The sequence below is a fragment of the Pseudomonas sp. B21-053 genome (assembly GCF_026016365.1).
Taxonomy (GTDB): Bacteria; Pseudomonadota; Gammaproteobacteria; order Pseudomonadales; family Pseudomonadaceae; genus Aquipseudomonas; species Aquipseudomonas nunensis.
This window is the reverse complement of record NZ_CP087205.1, coordinates 3,808,259-3,824,499: the sequence shown is the minus strand read 5'-3', so window position 1 is coordinate 3,824,499 and position 16,241 is coordinate 3,808,259. Positions and strand designations below refer to the sequence as shown.

13 protein-coding genes are annotated in these 16,241 nt (G+C 62.2%); 12 read left to right on the top strand and 1 reads right to left on the bottom strand.

The annotated features are described in order from the left end of the window. Positions 1 to 25: 25 nt before the first annotated feature. On the bottom strand, positions 26 to 871 hold the full coding sequence (locus LOY68_RS17495) for a GNAT family N-acetyltransferase (protein WP_265038737.1): 846 nt from the start codon (positions 869 to 871) through the stop codon (positions 26 to 28). Positions 872 to 1,112: 241 nt separating this feature from the next. On the opposite strand from LOY68_RS17495, the gene LOY68_RS17490 reads away from it, so the two are divergent. From LOY68_RS17490 to LOY68_RS17435, 12 genes are all read left to right on the top strand, one after another. Further along, on the top strand, positions 1,113 to 2,585 hold the full coding sequence (locus LOY68_RS17490) for an aldehyde dehydrogenase family protein (RefSeq protein ID WP_265038736.1): 1,473 nt from the start codon (positions 1,113 to 1,115) through the stop codon (positions 2,583 to 2,585). A gap of 574 nt (positions 2,586 to 3,159) precedes the next feature. After that, complete coding sequence (locus tag LOY68_RS17485; RefSeq protein ID WP_265038735.1) at positions 3,160 to 3,828, top strand: haloacid dehalogenase type II; 669 nt, start codon at positions 3,160 to 3,162, stop codon at positions 3,826 to 3,828. A gap of 25 nt (positions 3,829 to 3,853) precedes the next feature. Continuing rightward, the gene (locus LOY68_RS17480) at positions 3,854 to 5,128 is read left to right on the top strand and encodes an NAD(P)/FAD-dependent oxidoreductase (protein WP_054050492.1); all 1,275 of its coding nucleotides are present in this window, start codon (positions 3,854 to 3,856) and stop codon (positions 5,126 to 5,128) included. An 83-nt stretch (positions 5,129 to 5,211) separates the two neighbouring features. Continuing rightward, positions 5,212 to 6,849 carry an ABC transporter substrate-binding protein gene (locus LOY68_RS17475; RefSeq protein ID WP_163910358.1) on the top strand — a complete coding sequence of 546 codons (1,638 nt, stop codon included), beginning with the start codon at positions 5,212 to 5,214 and terminating at the stop codon, positions 6,847 to 6,849. 45 nt (positions 6,850 to 6,894) lie between these two features. Beyond that, positions 6,895 to 7,851 (top strand): ABC transporter permease, encoded by a 957-nt coding sequence (locus tag LOY68_RS17470; RefSeq protein ID WP_265038733.1) that lies wholly within the window; start codon positions 6,895 to 6,897, stop codon positions 7,849 to 7,851. After that, positions 7,848 to 8,723: an ABC transporter permease gene (locus LOY68_RS17465; RefSeq protein WP_054050498.1), complete on the top strand. Its 876-nt coding sequence runs from the start codon at positions 7,848 to 7,850 to the stop codon at positions 8,721 to 8,723. Before LOY68_RS17470 ends, LOY68_RS17465 begins: the two co-directional genes overlap by 4 nt. A gap of 1 nt (position 8,724) precedes the next feature. Next, entirely contained in the window at positions 8,725 to 10,566 is a 1,842-nt protein-coding gene (locus LOY68_RS17460) for an ABC transporter ATP-binding protein (RefSeq protein ID WP_265038731.1), read from the top strand. After that, entirely contained in the window at positions 10,563 to 10,871 is a 309-nt protein-coding gene (locus tag LOY68_RS17455) for a (2Fe-2S)-binding protein (RefSeq protein WP_163910356.1), read from the top strand. Before LOY68_RS17460 ends, LOY68_RS17455 begins: the two co-directional genes overlap by 4 nt. Continuing rightward, a complete protein-coding gene (locus LOY68_RS17450) occupies positions 10,853 to 12,229 on the top strand; it encodes an NAD(P)/FAD-dependent oxidoreductase (protein WP_265038729.1) in 1,377 nt (458 codons plus the stop codon). The genes LOY68_RS17455 and LOY68_RS17450 overlap by 19 nt, the downstream gene beginning before the upstream one ends. Further along, the gene (locus LOY68_RS17445; RefSeq protein ID WP_265038728.1) at positions 12,226 to 13,380 is read left to right on the top strand and encodes an NAD(P)/FAD-dependent oxidoreductase; all 1,155 of its coding nucleotides are present in this window, start codon (positions 12,226 to 12,228) and stop codon (positions 13,378 to 13,380) included. Before LOY68_RS17450 ends, LOY68_RS17445 begins: the two co-directional genes overlap by 4 nt. Next, a complete protein-coding gene (gene argE / locus LOY68_RS17440; protein WP_265038726.1) occupies positions 13,377 to 14,534 on the top strand; it encodes an acetylornithine deacetylase in 1,158 nt (385 codons plus the stop codon). The genes LOY68_RS17445 and argE overlap by 4 nt, the downstream gene beginning before the upstream one ends. Positions 14,535 to 14,772: 238 nt before the next feature. Next, entirely contained in the window at positions 14,773 to 16,230 is a 1,458-nt protein-coding gene (locus tag LOY68_RS17435) for an NAD-dependent succinate-semialdehyde dehydrogenase (protein ID WP_265038724.1), read from the top strand. Positions 16,231 to 16,241: the final 11 nt, after the last annotated feature.

The window sequence follows — 16,241 nt, the reverse complement described above, 5'->3', positions numbered from 1 at the left end:
ACAAATAAAGGTGTGGGTTCGGCCATCAGCCGATGGCTTGGGTGACCAGGGCAAACTGAGTGACGCCGTTAGCAGCGTGCGGTGGCGTACCACGGGCCATTTGCGCCACGGTGTCGATGTTTTTGAGGCCGACCGTTTCCAGCCAATCGCTCAAGCCGCAATCCGCCGGAATGTCGATGCGCACGAAGGTTTCTGGCATTTGCGCAAGCAGCACCGCGATCAGGTGTTGAGCTTGTTCGAGGTTTTCGGCGACCACCGGGCCAACACCGCGACCACGACCATAGGGGCGCAACATCGCAAAGGCACGCAACTGGCCGTCGCGCTCGATGCCGACCGCAGACTCGATGACATCGAACAGATCGGTGATCACCGTTCGCCGGTCCAGCCCGGTCCCGGCGTTGGCCAGTTCCAGCACTCGCGCCTGGTCAGCGCTACACAGCGCACGACAGGTTTCACCCTCAGCCAGCGGCTTGAGATCCGGAGCTTGTACCAGGCCCTGATGTTGCTGGATCCGCCCGAACTCGACAAAACCCTGGCTGACATACAACGGTGCTCCAGCGAGGGTCGCGTTCAGGATCGGCGTGCGTGACTGACACGCCTCAAGCGCCATTTCCATCAACCTGCGACCGATGCCCTTGCCTTGATAGTCGTCGCTGACGATCACCAGCCCGATGGTGGCGAAATCCCCTTGAGGGCAGGCGAACGCCGTACCGATCAGACGCTCGTCGTCGAGCACCACAAAGCCGTCGCTGAGGCGCAGCACCATCGCCCAATCGTCCAGCCGATGCGGCCACTTCAATTGCACGGACAAGGCATGGGCCGAGGGCAGGTCGGCATCGGTCATCGGGCGATAAACATACGGGGCGGACATGGCGAGTCTCCGTTGAACAAGGTACGCGTGCGGCCGGTTATCCGGCGTGATGGTGCCTGTATCCCATCTGCGTGCAGGCCTGACAAGGGGCCTGCGAACATTCGGCAGATTCCGCGAGGCAGAGGCCACAAGACCACACTTACTACTAAATTGCACCGCAAGGTCGGCAGCAAATGCCAGGGCTTTTTTTCTACGATGGAAGCCTGAGTCAATGACTCGCCGACCCTATTTGGAGTGCTCCATGGATAGCTTCGATCCTCGTCTCATCGCTGTGCGCAGCGCTCACTTTATCGGCGGCCAATACCGCGATGCTCAACCGGGTCTTGATGTGGTGCGACCCTCGGATGGCCAGGTGTATGCAGAGTTGCCGATTGCCGATGCTGACCTGGTGGATGAAGCCGTCAACAGTGCCTGGCAGGCCTTCAATCGCAGCGATTGGGCCAGCCGCCCGCCGCGAGAGCGCGCGCGAGTGATGCGACGTTGGGCTGACCTGATCGAAGCGGACGCCGAGATCCTCGCACCACTGGAAGCCGTCGGTTCGACGCGCCCGCATAAAGATGTGATCGCCTGGGACATTCCGTATGTCGCCGAAGGCATTCGCTTCTTTGCCGAACTGGCGGACAAGCACGGTGGCCAGGTGGCGGCGACCCAGACTGATCGACTCGGCATGCAGATCGCCGAACCCTACGGCGTGATCGCGGCCATCGCGCCGTGGAATTTCCCGTTGAGCATGGCCTCCTGGAAAGTCGCCCCAGCCCTCGCAGCAGGCAATGCCGTGGTGCTCAAGCCGTCGGAATTGACACCATTCTCCAGCCTGCGCTTTGCCGAGCTGGCCTTACAGGCAGGGATGCCAGCGGGGATTTTCAATGTGGTGCAGGGCGATGGCCGCACCACCGGCGATGCCTTGTGCCGGCACCCGCGCGTTGGCAAGGTGACCTTTACCGGCTCCACCGCGACCGGGTCGAGCATCATGTCCACTTGTGCGCTGGTAGGGCCGAAACCGGTGACCCTGGAGCTGGGCGGCAAGAGTCCGCAACTGGTGTTCGCCGATATCCCGGACATCGCCAAAACCGCGCGCACCGTGGCGCTGGCGATTACCGGTAACGCCGGGCAGGTTTGTGTGTCCGGTTCGCGGTTGTTGATTCAGCGCTCGATCATGGAACCGTTTGTTGCGCACTTGCAGGCGTATTTCGAGGAGCTGCGCCCCGGTCCTACGTGGTCGCCAGAGAGCACGCTTTCGCCGATCATTTCCCGGCTCCAGGCCAGCCGCATCGACGGCATCGTCCAGCGCTCGCGCCAGGCCGGGGCCGAAGTACTGACCGGCGGCGGATTGTTTGAAGGCTTGGGCGGTGCCTATTACCAACCGACACTGCTGGCGGGTCTCGACAACCAGAACCCGGCGGTCTGCGAAGAGATTTTTGGCCCGGTGCTGACGGTGCAAGCGTTCGATGACGAAGAACAGGCGCTGAGTCTGGCGGCGCACGCCACTTATGGCTTGGCGGCCGGGGTGCACACGGCTGATATCAATCGCGCGTTGCGACTGGTGCGTAAGCTGGAAGCGGGGACTGTGTGGGTCAACCGTTACGGGCGCAGTAATGATTACATCCTACCGACGGGTGGCTATAAGCGTTCCGGGATCGGCAAGGATCTGGGGCGCGAAGCATTCGAAGCCAATTTGCGCTTCAAAAGCGTGCTGATCGATATCCTCCAATAACCCCCTGTAGCAACTGCCGAGCCCTCATTCGCAGTTGTAGCAGCTGTCGAGCCTGCGAGGCTGCGTTCGGCTGCGAAGCAGTCGTAGAACCGTAGTCCCCGATCTGACTGAAACACCGCAGTGTCAGATTTTGCGACTGCTTCGCAGCCGAACGCAGCCTCGCAAGCTCGACAGCTGCTACGGAGGTTTGTGGGCAAGCTCGACAGCTGCTACGGAGGTTTGTGGGCAAGCTTGAAAATCTCGGCCAAACGGGCGCTTCCTCAGGGAAGCGCCCGTTTTCGTTCAGCCCGGCGCAGTTTCTGCGGCCAATCGCGGCACAGCGGGGCCGTACGGGGTTATAAAGGTCCATAAGAGCGCATAAATACGGGGTTTGCCCAAGGCTGGAGCGAGCCGCAAAGTCTGCTGAGGGGGGTGGCTAAAACGGTGGTTTGTATCGGGCAGAGGCTGCTTTTAACGCCATCTGCTGATTTCACGGTGTTGTAATGACGGTGTGCTGCAGCGTTGCATCAGCGCTTCGCAAATGAAGCAAATGCTCGTCGCGCCATGACCTCAACGAACTTCAGGACCGCACTCAATGAGCTTTCTTCGCCCCAAATTCATTACGTTCGACTGCTACGGTACGCTGACCAATTTCCACATGGGCACGATGACTCGCGAGCTTTTCGCCGATCGCGTCAAACCCGAGCAGATGGATCAGTTCGTCAAGGATTTCTCGGCCTATCGCCTGGACCAGGTCATGGGCGACTGGATGCCCTACGACGAAATCCTCAAGACCGCCCTGGCTCGTACCTGCAAGCGTTGGGGCGTCGAGTACCGCGACGAAGGCCAGCTGTATTACGACGCCGTGCCGACCTGGGGCCCACACCCGGACGTGCCGGCCGGCCTGTCGAAAATCGCCGACACGATCCCGCTGGTGATTTTCTCCAACGCCAGCAACAGCCAGATCATGTCCAACGTCGACAAGCTCGGCGCGCCGTTCCATAAGGTCTTCACCGCAGAGCAGGCCCAGGCCTACAAGCCACGTCTGGCGGCGTTCGAGTACATGCTCGACAACCTCAACTGCGGCCCGGAAGACATCTTGCATGTGTCCTCCAGCTTCCGTTACGACCTGATGCCGGCCCACGACATGAAGATCAAGAACAAAGTCTTCGTCGCCCGTGGCCATGAAGTCCCTGGCAATGCCTTCTACGGCTATCAGCAGATCACCGACATCGGTGGGCTCGCGGCACTGGTTGGTCTCTGAGTCATTAGCGCATAAGGGGTTGGACATGGGCAGTGAATCCTACTGGCTCGACACCGCACCGGCCTTCACCGGTGCCCAGCTCGGCGCGTTGCCGGGACAGGTCGACGTGGCCATCGTCGGTGGCGGTTTCACCGGTCTGGCGGCGGCCCGGGCATTGGCCCTCAAGGGCGCCAGTGTAGTGGTGCTCGAAGCCGGGCGGGTGATCGGCGAAGCCTCGGGGCGCAACGGTGGTCAATGCAACACCGGGGTGGCCCAGGATTATGCCGGGCTCAGTGCCAGCCTCGGCGCCGACAAGGCCCGGGCGTATTACCAGGCTTATGAAAGCGCCGTGCAAAGCGTGGTGTCGCTGGTGGAACAGGAGCAGATTGCTTGCGACCTGATCCGCAACGGCAAGCTCAAGTTGGCCGCCAAGCCGATGCACTACGAAGGCCTGGCTCGGACCTGCGAATTGATTCGCAAGGAAGTCGATGCCGAGGTCGAGTTGCTGTCCGCCGAACAGACCCGCGCCGAAGTCAATTCGGCACAGTTCCACGGCGGTTTGCTGCAGCGTAACGGCGTGCAGATGCACGTCGGGCGTTTCGGCGTCGGTTTGGCCGAAGCGGCTGCTCGCCACGGCGCGCTGATCCATCAAGGCACCTCGGTGCTGGACTGGAAGGCCCAGGCCGGCGGTTATCAGGTCAACACCAGCAAGGGTTCGCTGCACGCCGGGCAAGTCTTGCTGGCGACTGGTGCCTGCCAGCACGGCGGTTTGGGCTGGTATCGGCGGCGCATCGTGCCGGTGGGCAGTTTTGTGATCGCCACCGAAGTGCTTTCAAAAGAGCTGATCGAGCAACTGCTGCCGGGCCGTCGCGCCTATGTCACCAGCCGCATGATCGGCAATTACTTCCGCCTGACCCCGGACAACCGCCTGCTGTTCGGCGGCCGCGCACGGTTCGCGATGTCCGACAGCGTCAACGACGCCAAGAGCGGCAAGGTGCTGCAAGCGGCGATGGTGCAGATGTTCCCGCAACTGGCCAACGTGAAAATCGATTACTGCTGGGGCGGACTGGTCGACATGACGTCCGACCGCTTGCCCCGCGCCGGTCAGCACGGCGGGGTTTATCACTCCATGGGCTACAGCGGCCACGGGGTGCAGATGTCGGTGCACATGGGCCAGGTCATGGCCGAAGTGATGGCCGGCAAAGTCGAGGCCAACCCCTGGCGCGAACTCGACTGGCCGGCGATCCCCGGGCATTTCGGCAAGCCGTGGTTCCTGCCGTTCGTGGGCGCCTATTACCGCTTCCAGGATTATTTGCATTGAGTTGATGTTGTGGCGTCACCGTCGTTTGCGTTTCAACGCTCCGGACAACCCGAGCCTTCTCATTATCGACAGGTACAACTGATATGACTGACAAAAAGATCGACTCCCCACTGATCTCCGGCCAAGAAAGCCTGCGAGTATTTGAAGGCCTCAATCGCGGTATGTCGCGCCGCAACGCCCTGCAAATGCTCGGTGTGGCGGGTGTCGCCGCAGCGGGCGCCGGCAGCCTGTTTGGCGCCGCCGGCAAACTGTTCGCCGAAGAAGCCGCCACCCCCGGCAAAGGCAAGCCAGGCGGGCGGATTCGTGTCGCTGGCATGTCCAGCTCCACCGCCGACACCCTCGACCCGGCCAAAGGCGCGCTGTCCACCGACTACGTGCGCCACTTCATGTTCTACAACGGCCTGACCCGTTTCGACACGCACCTGGTGCCGCAACTGGAACTCGCCGAGCGCATCGACAACACCGACGCCACGCTGTGGACCATCACTCTGCGCAAGGACGTGACCTTCCACAACGGTAAGACCCTGAGCGCCGCCGACGTGGTGTTCTCGCTGTCGCGGCACAAGGATCCACTGACCGGTTCCAAGGTCATGCCGCTGATGGAGCAATTCGCCGAGATCAAGGCCACCGGCACCAATGAAGTGCAGATCCGCCTCAGCGCGCCAAACGCCGAGCTGCCGTCGATCCTCGCCGTTTCGCACTTGCTGATCGTTCCCGAAGGCACCACCGACTTCAACCAGGGCATCGGCACCGGGCCGTTCAAGGTCAAGGAGTTCAAACCGGGCGTACGTTCGATTGCCGCGCGCAACACCGGCTACTGGAAACCCGGCTTACCGTACCTCGACGAGATCGAGTTCATCGCGATTGGCGACGAACCGTCGCGAGTCAACGCGCTGCTGTCCGGCGACGTGCACATGATTAACGAGGTCAACCCGCGTTCCACCACACGGATCAAGGCCAGCGCCAAGCACCGGGTCGTCGATGCGCCGTCGGGCAACTACACTGATTTGATCATCCGTCAGGATCAGATGCCGGGCAAAAGCGCCGAATTCACCCAGGCCATGAAGTACCTGCTGGACCGCGAACAGGTGAAATCTGCCGTGTTCCGTGGCTTTGCCGTGGTCGGTAACGACCATCCGATTGCCCCCGGTTCGCGCTACTACAACGCCGACCTGCCGCAAACCGTCTACGACCCGGAAAAAGCCAAGTTTTTGCTCAAGAAGGCCGGCATGGAAAGCATCAGCATGCCGCTGGTCGCGTCGCCAGCCGCCACCGGTTCGGTGGACATCGCGGTGCTGTTGCAGCAATCGGCGAAACAGGCCGGGCTCAAGCTCGACGTCAACCGCTTGCCGAGCGACGGCTACTGGTCCAACCACTGGATGAAGCATCCGCTGAGCTTCGGCAACATCAACCCACGGCCGAACGCCGACGTGATGTTTTCGCAGTTCTTCCAGTCGAAGGCGCCGTGGAACGAGTCCGGTTGGCAGAACGACCAGTTCGACCAGTTGCTGATGCTCGCGCGCGGTGAAACCGACGACGCCAAGCGCAGCAAGATGTACGCGGACATGCAAACCCTGGTGCATGACCACAGCGGTATCGGCGTGCCGGTGTTCATCAGCAACATTGATGGCGTCGACCAGCGCATCAAAGGCTACGGCAGCAATCCGCTGGGTGGCTTCATGGGCTACATGTTCGCCGAGCAGGTCTGGCTGGACGCTTGATGGGTAGTTGGGTTGTACGTCAGGGACAGTGCAGGAGGGTAGGCGATGAATAGCAACACACTGTGGTTGATCGGCCGGCGTCTGGGCGCCGCGATCGTGACTTTGTTGATCGTGTCCATGGTCGTGTTTGCGATCACGGCGGTACTGCCGGGGGACGCGGCGCAACAATCCCTCGGGCAGTTCGCCACGCCGGAACAGGTGGCGGCACTGCGCCTGAAACTGGGGCTCGACCAGCCCGGTGTGCTGCGTTACCTGCACTGGTTGATGAACCTGCTCAGCGGCGACATGGGCCTGTCGGTGTCCAACGCGATGCCGGTCGGCGAACTGATGGCCGGCCGCGTGCCCAACACCCTGATGCTGGCGGCCGCCACGGCGCTGGTCTCAGTGCCGGTGGCGTTGATACTCGGCATTGGCTCGGCGATGGGCCGTGGCGGGCGCATCGACAGCTTCCTGAGTTTTTTCACCCTGGCCATGGTCGCCGTCCCGGAGTTCCTGGTGGCGACCCTGGCGGTGCTGATTTTTGCGGTGAACCTGGGCTGGTTGTCGGCGTTGTCGTATGCCAGCGACATCACCTCACCGTGGCAATTCATGCGCACTTACGCCTTGCCGGTGATGACCCTGTGCTGCGTGATCGTCGCACAAATGGCCCGCATGACCCGCGCTGCGGTGATCGATCAGCTCGACAGTCCTTATGTGGAAATGGCCCGGCTCAAAGGCGTCAGCCCGATGCGCATCGTGCTGCGGCATGCCTTGCACAACGCGATCGGGCCGATTGCCAACGCCATCGCCCTGAGCCTTTCGTATCTGCTGGGCGGGGTGGTGATTGTCGAAACGATCTTCAACTACCCCGGCATCGCCAGCTTGATGGTCGATGCCGTGACCAACCGTGACATGGCGCTGGTCCAGGCCTGCACCATGCTGTTTTGTACCGCGTACCTGGGGTTGGTGCTGATTGCCGACCTGTGCGCGATTCTGTCCAATCCGAGGCTGAGAAACCAATGAACAATCTCATTGTGAAATCGACGCCTGCAACCCCCGACCTGTCGGTTGGCAAGGTGTCCCATGGCCCGGCGTGGCTGGGCCTGATCGGCGCCGGGATGTGTGTGATCTGGTTGCTGGTGGCGTTCTTCGGCCCGTGGCTGGCGCCGCACCCGGTGGGTGAAGTGGTCTCCGATAATGTCTTTGACAGCATCAGCGCGCTGTACCCGTTCGGCACCGATTATCTGGGCCGCGACATGCTCAGCCGCGTGCTGGTTGGGGCGCGGTTTACCGTAGGCCTGGCGTTGATCGCGGCGGTGTTGGCCAGCGGCCTGGGCACCAGTTGCGCGTTGTTGTCGGTGGTGTCGCCGAAGTGGCTGGACGAGGTGATCAGTCGCTTGATGGATGCGTTTATCTCGATCCCGAGCAAGATGCTGGCGCTGATCATGGTCTCGGCTTTCGGTTCGTCGGTGACTTTGCTGATTTGCACCGCCGTCCTGAGTTTCACCCCCGGCGCATTCCGTATCGCCCGCAGCATGGCGGTGAACATCGAAGCCCTGGAATACGTGCAAGTCGCCCGTACCCGTGGCGAGCGCCGGTTGTACATCGCTTGCGTGGAAATCCTGCCAAACATGCTTAACCCGGTGCTGACTGACCTGGGCCTGCGTTTCGGCTTTATTGTGTTGCTGCTCAGCGGCATGAGCTTCCTCGGCCTCGGCGTGCAACCGCCGGATGCCGACCTCGGTTCGCTGGTGCGGGAAAACATTGGCGGCCTCAACCAAGGCGCGCCGGCCATCGTGATTCCGGCGCTGGCCATCGGCACCCTGACCATCGGTGTGAATCTGTTTATCGACAGACTGTCGTCCCGACGTAGTCGCCGCACGGGAGGGCATTGATATGAGCGAATTGATCCGAGTTGAAGACCTGCGCGTGGTCGCCTGTGGTGAGCGCGGTGAAACGGAAATCGTCAAAGGTGTGAGCTTCGCCCTGGAAAAAGGTGAAGTGCTGGCGTTGATCGGTGAATCCGGCTCCGGCAAGACCACCATCGCGTTGGCACTGCTGGGCTATGCACGACGCGGCTGCCGGTTGTCCGGCGGCGTGGTACAGGTCGGCGAGCACAACATGCTCGCCCTTAGTGAAAAGGAATTGCAGGGCCTGCGCGGCAACCGCGTGTCGTACATCGCGCAAAGCGCGGCGGCGGCGTTCAACCCGGCGAAGAAGTTGATCGACCAAGTGGTGGAAGGCGCATTGATTCATGGCCTCGGCACCCGCGCAGTGCTTGAAGCCAAAGCCATCCAGTTGTTCCGCGACCTGGCGCTGCCGGACCCGGACCACATTGGCCAGCGCTATCCGCATCAGGTGTCCGGCGGGCAACTGCAACGGGTGATGGCGGCCATGGCGCTGATCAGTGATCCGTTGCTGGTGGTGCTCGATGAACCGACCACCGCCCTCGACGTCACCACGCAGATCGACGTGCTGCGCGCCTTCAAACGCGTGGTCCGTGAGCGCGGGGCAACGGCGGTCTACGTGTCTCACGACTTGGCCGTGGTCGCGCAAATGGCCGATCAGATCGTCGTGCTCAACGGCGGCCAGATCTTCGAACAGAGCGCCACCGCGCCACTGCTCAAAGCGCCAACCCACGAATACACCCGCAGCCTGTTGGCGGCGGCGCGGCCGGACACGACGATTCGTCCGCCCTGCGGCGTAGCGGAAGACACGCCGTTGCTGACGATTCAGGGCTTGACCGCCGGTTACGGCAACAAGAACATGCACGGCATGCCATCGATTCGCGTGCTGGAAGACATCGACCTGACTGTGCGCCGGGGCCAGGCCATCGGCGTGATCGGTGAGTCGGGTTCCGGCAAATCGACCCTCGCACGAGTGGTCGCGGGCTTGCTGACCCCGGCGCTCGGCGGCTTGACCTTCGACGGCCAACCCTTGGGCGGCTGCTTGTCCGAACGCACTGATGAACAGTTCCGTCGCATCCAGATGGTGTTCCAGAACGCCGACACCGCGCTCAACCCGATGCACAGCGTCAGCACCATTCTGAGCCGGCCATTGAAGATGTATTTCGGCCTCAAGGGCGCGGCGTTGCGCGAGCGTATCGGTGAACTGCTGGACCTGGTGCGTTTGCCTCGGACCTTGGCTGAGCGGCGGCCGAATGAACTGTCCGGCGGGCAAAAGCAGCGGGTCAACCTGGCCCGGGCGCTGGCGGCGAAACCGGACCTGATCCTCTGCGATGAAGTGACCTCGGCACTGGATACGGTGGTCGGCGCGGCGATTCTCGAACTGCTGCGCGACCTGCGTCAGGAGCTGGGCGTTTCCTATCTGTTCATCAGTCACGACATCTCCACCGTGCGCGCGCTGTGCGACGACATTGTGGTGATGTACAGCGGCCACAAGATCCAGGCCGGCACCCGTCAATCGTTTGCCCAGGCACCGTTCCATCCGTACACGGATCTGTTGATCCATTCGGTGCCGGAACTGCGTCAGGGCTGGCTGGAAAACTGCGGCACCACCTGCGCCGAGCTGCCGCCGATTGGCGCCAGGGCCAACGTGCCGGAGCTGTGCACGTTCCTCAGTCGCTGCCCGGTGCGGGTCGATGGCCTGTGCAATCGCACCGCGCCGAACCGCCGGATCATCGATGGCGGCAGCGAAATCCTCTGCCACCACGACAGCGCCGAGTTGCTGAAAACCCAGCAGGATCTGATCACCATGAGCCACGGAGCCTACGCATGAAGGGACGTTTTGTGAGGCTGGCCGAGCAGGGCCGGCCGACCGTCAAACTGCAAGTGGACGGCACCGCCATCGAGGCCTTGCAGGGCGATACCCTGATGGTCGCGTTGCTGACCCAGGGCAATGCGTTGCGCCAGTCGGAGTTCGACTCCGGCCGGCGCGCCGGTTTCTGCCTGATGGGCGCGTGCCAGGATTGCTGGGTCTGGACCCGCAGCGGCGAGCGTCTGCGTGCCTGTTCGAATGAAGTCCGCGAAGGGCTGGACATCGTCACCACACAACCGGAGGCGACATGGCCACTGCACGGATAGTCATAGTCGGCGCCGGGCCGGCGGGTATTCGCTGCGCCGAAACCCTGGTGGCGGCGGGGTTCAAACCGATCCTGATCGATGAAAATCGTCGGGATGGCGGACAGATTTATCGTCGCCAGCCTGAAGGGTTTACCCGTAATTACGCGACGCTGTACGGCACCGAAGCGCGCAAGGCTCGCGACCTGCACGACAGTTTTGATCGTCTGCGCGGTTCTATCGATTACCGCCCCGATACCTTGGTGTGGAACCTGACAGCGGGGCAATTGTGCTGCGTCAGCCAGGGCAAACACTCGACGGTGGATTACGACGCGCTGATTCTTTGCACCGGCGCCACCGACCGTTTGATGCCGATCGAAGGCTGGCAGTTAGCAGGCACCTATAGCCTCGGCGGGGCGCAGATTGCGCTCAAGTCCCAGGCGGTTTCGATTGGCCACAGCGTGGTGTTTATGGGCAGCGGGCCGTTGCTGTACCTGGTCGCCAGCCAATACGTGAAGGCTGGCGCGAAGGTGGCAGCGGTGCTCGACACCTCGCCGTTCAGCAAGCGCATTGGAGCCTTGCCGAAACTGTTGGCGCGGCCCGGATTGCTGTTCACCGGGATGAAATTGTTGGCGCAGCTGTATCAGGCGAAGATCCCGGTGCACCTGGGGATCAAACCTTTGCAAGTACGCGGCGATGCGTCCAGCGGTGTCAGTGGCGTGCGAGTGCTGACGGCGCGTGGCGAAGACTTGAGCGTCGAGTGCGATGCTGTGGCGCTGGGTTATCACTTGCGCCCGGAAACTCAATTGGCGGACCTGGCTGGTTGCCGCATGCGTTTCGACGAGGCGTCCGGTCAATGGTGGCTGGCGGTGGATGATGAAGGCCGGACTTCGGTGAGCGGCGTGTATGCGGCTGGCGATGGTTCGAAGATTCGCGGCGCGGATGCCGCTGAACACGCTGGACGGCTGGTCGCTATGGCATTCCTGGAAGACCAGCAGCAACCGGTAAACGCCGGGTTGCGCGACGAACAACGCCAGGCCTTGGCCGTAATGGACCAGTTCCGCCTCGGTCTGGCCCAGGCGTTTCCCTGGCCTGCCGAGCAAGCCAAAGCCTTGCCTGACAGTGCAATCGTGTGCCGCTGCGAGATGATCAGCGCCGGTGAATTGCGCCGCACCGTCAGCGAGAAGGGCGCCTGCGAAGTCAATCGGGCCAAGGCTTTCAGTCGGGTCGGCATGGGCCGTTGCCAAGGTCGTTATTGCTCTCAGGCTGGCGCCGAAGTGATCGCCGCAGCAGCGGGCGTCAGCGTGCAACAGGTCGGCCGCCAACGCGGCCAGGCGCCGGTCAAACCGCTTTCGATGCTCACCGAGGAGGTGTCGCCATGACCGTACAGAAAGCCGATGTGTTGATTGTCGGCGGCGGCCTGATGGGCTCGGCGACGGCATTTTTCCTGCGCAAGCGCGGCCAGTCGGTGATTCTGCTGGAGCGCGACCAGATCGGTCAGTACGCCAGCGGCGTCAACTTCGGCAACGTGCGGCGGCAGGGGCGTTACCTCGGGCAACTGGAATTGGCCAACCGCTCCTGGGCCTTGTGGAAACGCTTGCCGGAATTGATCGACGATGACCTGGAATTCATCGCCAGCGGGCACATGCGCGTGTGTTATCGCGAAGATGAAATCGCCGAGCTGGAGGCGTATTCCGCGGCGCCTGAAGCTGCGCAACTGGACCTGAAGATTTATCGCGGTGCCGAGTTGCATCAGCGCTTTCCGTTTCTCGGGAAGGACGTGAAGGGCGGTTCCTATGCGCCTCATGATGGTCACGCCAACCCGCGTCTCGCCGCACCGGCGTTTGCCCGCGCCGCACGCCGACTCGGCGCGCAGATCGAGGAACAGACCGAAGTCGCCGAAGTGCAAAAAGTCGGCGGCGAATTCAGCGTCACCACCACCGACAGTCGTCAGTTCAGCGCCGCGCAACTGCTGATCACGGCCGGGGCGTGGGGGCAAAAGCTTTCGGGTCAGTTCGGCGAACCGGTGCCCCTGGACACCCACGGCCCGCAAATGGCCGTGACTGAACCGGTGCCCTACGCCTTGCCGACGGTGATCGGTGTCTACACCAAGATTCCCGAAGAAGTGATCTACTTCCGGCAGATTCCGCGCGGCAACATCGTCATCGGCGGCGGTTATCGCAGCAAACCGGACATGCTCAATCGCCGGGCCTACGTCGAGCCGCGCAGCATCCTCAACCAGATGGATCAAATGCGACGCCTGCTGCCGGGTGTCGGCAACCTCAACATCATCCGCGTCTGGAGCGGCATCGAAGGTTATCTGCCAGACTCCTTGCCGATCATGGGCCCGAGTGGCACCACCGACGGTTTGTTCTACGCGTTTGGCTTCTGCGGTCACGGCTTCCAGCTCGGCCCCGGCGTCGGCGACGTGATGGCCGAACTGATCAGCACCGGCAGCACCAGCACTTCGATTGAGCCGTTCTCCATTCGCCGGTTCGCCCCTTTAGCCGAGCAACGGAGCAAGGCCTCATGAAACCCCGTGTACTGGATATTCTCAAACGCCTGATGGCCTTCGACACCGTGTCTTCAGAGTCGAACATGGCCCTGATTGGCTACGTGCGCGACCTGCTGCTGAGCAAGGGCATCGAGTCGCTGATCGTCAAGGACGAAACCGGCAAGAAGGCCAACCTGTTTGCCAGCACCGGACCGAAAAACCTGCCGGGGATTCTGTTGTCCGGCCACACCGACGTGGTGCCGGCGGCGGGGCAGGCCTGGACCGTGCCGCCGTTCCAGGCGACGGTGCAGGACGGCAAGATCTACGGGCGCGGCAGTTGCGACATGAAGGGTTTTATTGCCCTGGCCATCGACGCCATGCTCGACGCCGCCGACCATTCGCTGAGCCGGCCGCTGCAACTGGCGCTGTCCCATGACGAAGAAACCGGTTGTGTCGGCGTGCGGCGTTTGCTCGACGTGCTGCACCTGACCCCGGTGCGCCCGTTTTTGTGCCTGATCGGCGAGCCGACCAACATGCAATTCGTGCTCGGGCACAAGGGCAAGGGGTCGTATCGCACCTATTGCCGGGGACTGGAGGCGCATTCGTCGTTGGCGCCGCGCTCGGTCAATGCGATTCACGTGGCCTGCGATTTCATCGCCGCGCTGCGCCAGAGTCAGCAGCAATTGCAAGAGCAGGGCGCGCAGGACGCTGATTACGACGTGCCTTACAGCACCGTGCATGTCGGGCAGATCGGCGGCGGTCGGGCGCTGAATATCGTGCCGAACCTGTGCACCCTGGACTTCGAAGTGCGCAACTTGCCGGCGGATAACCTGGATCAGTTTCTGGAGCAGATGCAGGAACGCGCTGAACTGATCGTGCGCGAAGCGCGGTTGTTGTCGAGCGTGGCAGCGATAGAAATCGAAACGCTCAACGTCTATCCCGGCCTCGATACGCATCCGAGCGTCGAAGCGGTGCGTTTCCTGAAAAACTTCGCCGCGCCGGATACCGGAACAGCCAAGGTTTCGTTTGGCACTGAGGGCGGGTTGTTCAAGCAACGGCTGGATGTGCCGGTGGTGGTCTGCGGACCGGGCTCGATTGAACAGGCGCACAAGCCGGACGAGTTTATCGAGATCAGCCAGATGGAGGCCGGGGAGCGGTTTCTTGAAGGATTGTTGGGTTCGTTGAAGATTTAAGATCAAAAGATCGCAGCCTTCGGCAGCTCCTACAGTGGATTGAGTTCACCCATAAATTGCGGTGAACACCGCTTCTGTAGGAGCTGCCGAAGGCTGCGATCTTTTGACTTTCCGGGGCCGGTAGAGCCTGCCGTTCCACCGCCAATTTCAGCATCCAACACCGCGCAAACCGTGCTTTCAGCATCCTCCTCCGCCACACCTCCCTAGACTGGAGCATGTCTCGGATCAGGACTCGACCATGCTCAAGAATCGTTTGAAAGACCCCAGCCTTCTGGCAGAACTCGCGTATGTGGACGGGCAGTGGATCGGCGCCGATAACGCCGCGACACTCGACGTCATCGACCCCGCCAGCGGCCAGTTACTCGCCCGTGTCCCGGCCATGCAAGGCGCGGAAACCCGGCGTGCCATCGAGGCTGCCGACAAAGCCTGGCCGGCCTGGCGCGCACGTCCGGCCGCCGAGCGTGCGGCGCTGCTGGAGCGCTGGTTTCAGGCCATGATCGACAACCTCGACGACCTGGCGCTGATCATGACCTGCGAACAGGGCAAGCCACTGAACGAAGCCAAAGGCGAAATTCGCTACGGCGCCGGTTTCGTCAAATGGTTCGCCGAAGAGGCCCGACGGGTCTACGGCGAAACCATGCCGGCCCCCAGCGGCGACCGTCGATTGCTCACGCTCAAACAACCGGTAGGCGTCTGCGCCGCCATCACCCCATGGAATTTCCCCAACGCGATGATCACCCGCAAATGTGCGCCGGCATTGGCGGCGGGCTGCCCGATCATCGTCAAACCCTCGGACCTGACACCGCTGTCGGCCTTGGCTTTAGCGGTGTTGGCCGAACGCTTCGGCATTCCGGCCGGGGTGTTCAACGTGTTGACCGGCATGCCTGCCGGCATTGGCGAAGAGCTGACCAGCAACCCGACGGTGCGCAAGATTTCCTTCACCGGTTCGACCGCCGTGGGCCGCTTGCTGATGCGTCAAAGCGCCGAACACATCAAACGCTTGAGCCTGGAACTGGGCGGCAACGCGCCGTTTATTGTGTTCGACGACGCGGACCTGGAGCAGGCCGTCGCCGGGATCATGCTCAGCAAGTTTCGCAACGCCGGCCAGACCTGCGTCTGCGCCAACCGGATTCTGGTGCAAAACGGTATCTACGAACGTTTCGCCCAGCGGCTGGTGGAGGAGGTGGGCAAGCTCAAGGTCGGCAACGGCCTCGACGCCGACGTCACCATCGGCCCGCTGATCAACCCGGCTGCGGTGAGTAAAGTCGCCCGGCACATTGACGATGCCTTGAGCCAAGGCGCGACATTGCTCTGTGGCGGCATTCCCGAGGGCGACAACCAGTTCGTGCAACCCACGGTGCTCGGCGATACCCACGCCGGCATGTTGTTGGCCAACGAAGAAACCTTCGGCCCGGTCGCGCCGTTGATGCGGTTTACCTCTGAGGCCGAAGCCCTCGCGCTGGCCAACGCCACGCCTTACGGTCTGGGCGCCTACTATTTCACTCAGGATTTGCGCCGTTCATGGCGTTTCGGCGAGGCGCTGGAGTTCGGCATGGTCGGCCTCAACACCGGGATCATTTCCATGGAAGTCGCGCCGTTCGGCGGCATCAAGCAATCCGGACTGGGCCGTGAGGGCAGCAAGTACGGCCTGGACGAATACCTTGAAGTCAAAGCCTTCCACATCGGCGGGCTGTAATTCACAGACAC

What these genes read in the sequence shown, in the direction of transcription:
- LOY68_RS17495 (WP_265038737.1), bottom strand. Translation starts at nt 871, where the DNA reads ATGTCCGCCCCGTATGTTTATCGCCCGATGACCGATGCCGACCTGCCC.
- LOY68_RS17490 (WP_265038736.1), top strand. Translation starts at nt 1,113, where the DNA reads ATGGATAGCTTCGATCCTCGTCTCATCGCTGTGCGCAGCGCTCACTTT.
- LOY68_RS17485 (WP_265038735.1), top strand. Translation starts at nt 3,160, where the DNA reads ATGAGCTTTCTTCGCCCCAAATTCATTACGTTCGACTGCTACGGTACG.
- LOY68_RS17480 (WP_054050492.1), top strand. Translation starts at nt 3,854, where the DNA reads ATGGGCAGTGAATCCTACTGGCTCGACACCGCACCGGCCTTCACCGGT.
- LOY68_RS17475 (WP_163910358.1), top strand. Translation starts at nt 5,212, where the DNA reads ATGACTGACAAAAAGATCGACTCCCCACTGATCTCCGGCCAAGAAAGC.
- LOY68_RS17470 (WP_265038733.1), top strand. Translation starts at nt 6,895, where the DNA reads ATGAATAGCAACACACTGTGGTTGATCGGCCGGCGTCTGGGCGCCGCG.
- LOY68_RS17465 (WP_054050498.1), top strand. Translation starts at nt 7,848, where the DNA reads ATGAACAATCTCATTGTGAAATCGACGCCTGCAACCCCCGACCTGTCG.
- LOY68_RS17460 (WP_265038731.1), top strand. Translation starts at nt 8,725, where the DNA reads ATGAGCGAATTGATCCGAGTTGAAGACCTGCGCGTGGTCGCCTGTGGT.
- LOY68_RS17455 (WP_163910356.1), top strand. Translation starts at nt 10,563, where the DNA reads ATGAAGGGACGTTTTGTGAGGCTGGCCGAGCAGGGCCGGCCGACCGTC.
- LOY68_RS17450 (WP_265038729.1), top strand. Translation starts at nt 10,853, where the DNA reads ATGGCCACTGCACGGATAGTCATAGTCGGCGCCGGGCCGGCGGGTATT.
- LOY68_RS17445 (WP_265038728.1), top strand. Translation starts at nt 12,226, where the DNA reads ATGACCGTACAGAAAGCCGATGTGTTGATTGTCGGCGGCGGCCTGATG.
- argE (WP_265038726.1), top strand. Translation starts at nt 13,377, where the DNA reads ATGAAACCCCGTGTACTGGATATTCTCAAACGCCTGATGGCCTTCGAC.
- LOY68_RS17435 (WP_265038724.1), top strand. Translation starts at nt 14,773, where the DNA reads ATGCTCAAGAATCGTTTGAAAGACCCCAGCCTTCTGGCAGAACTCGCG.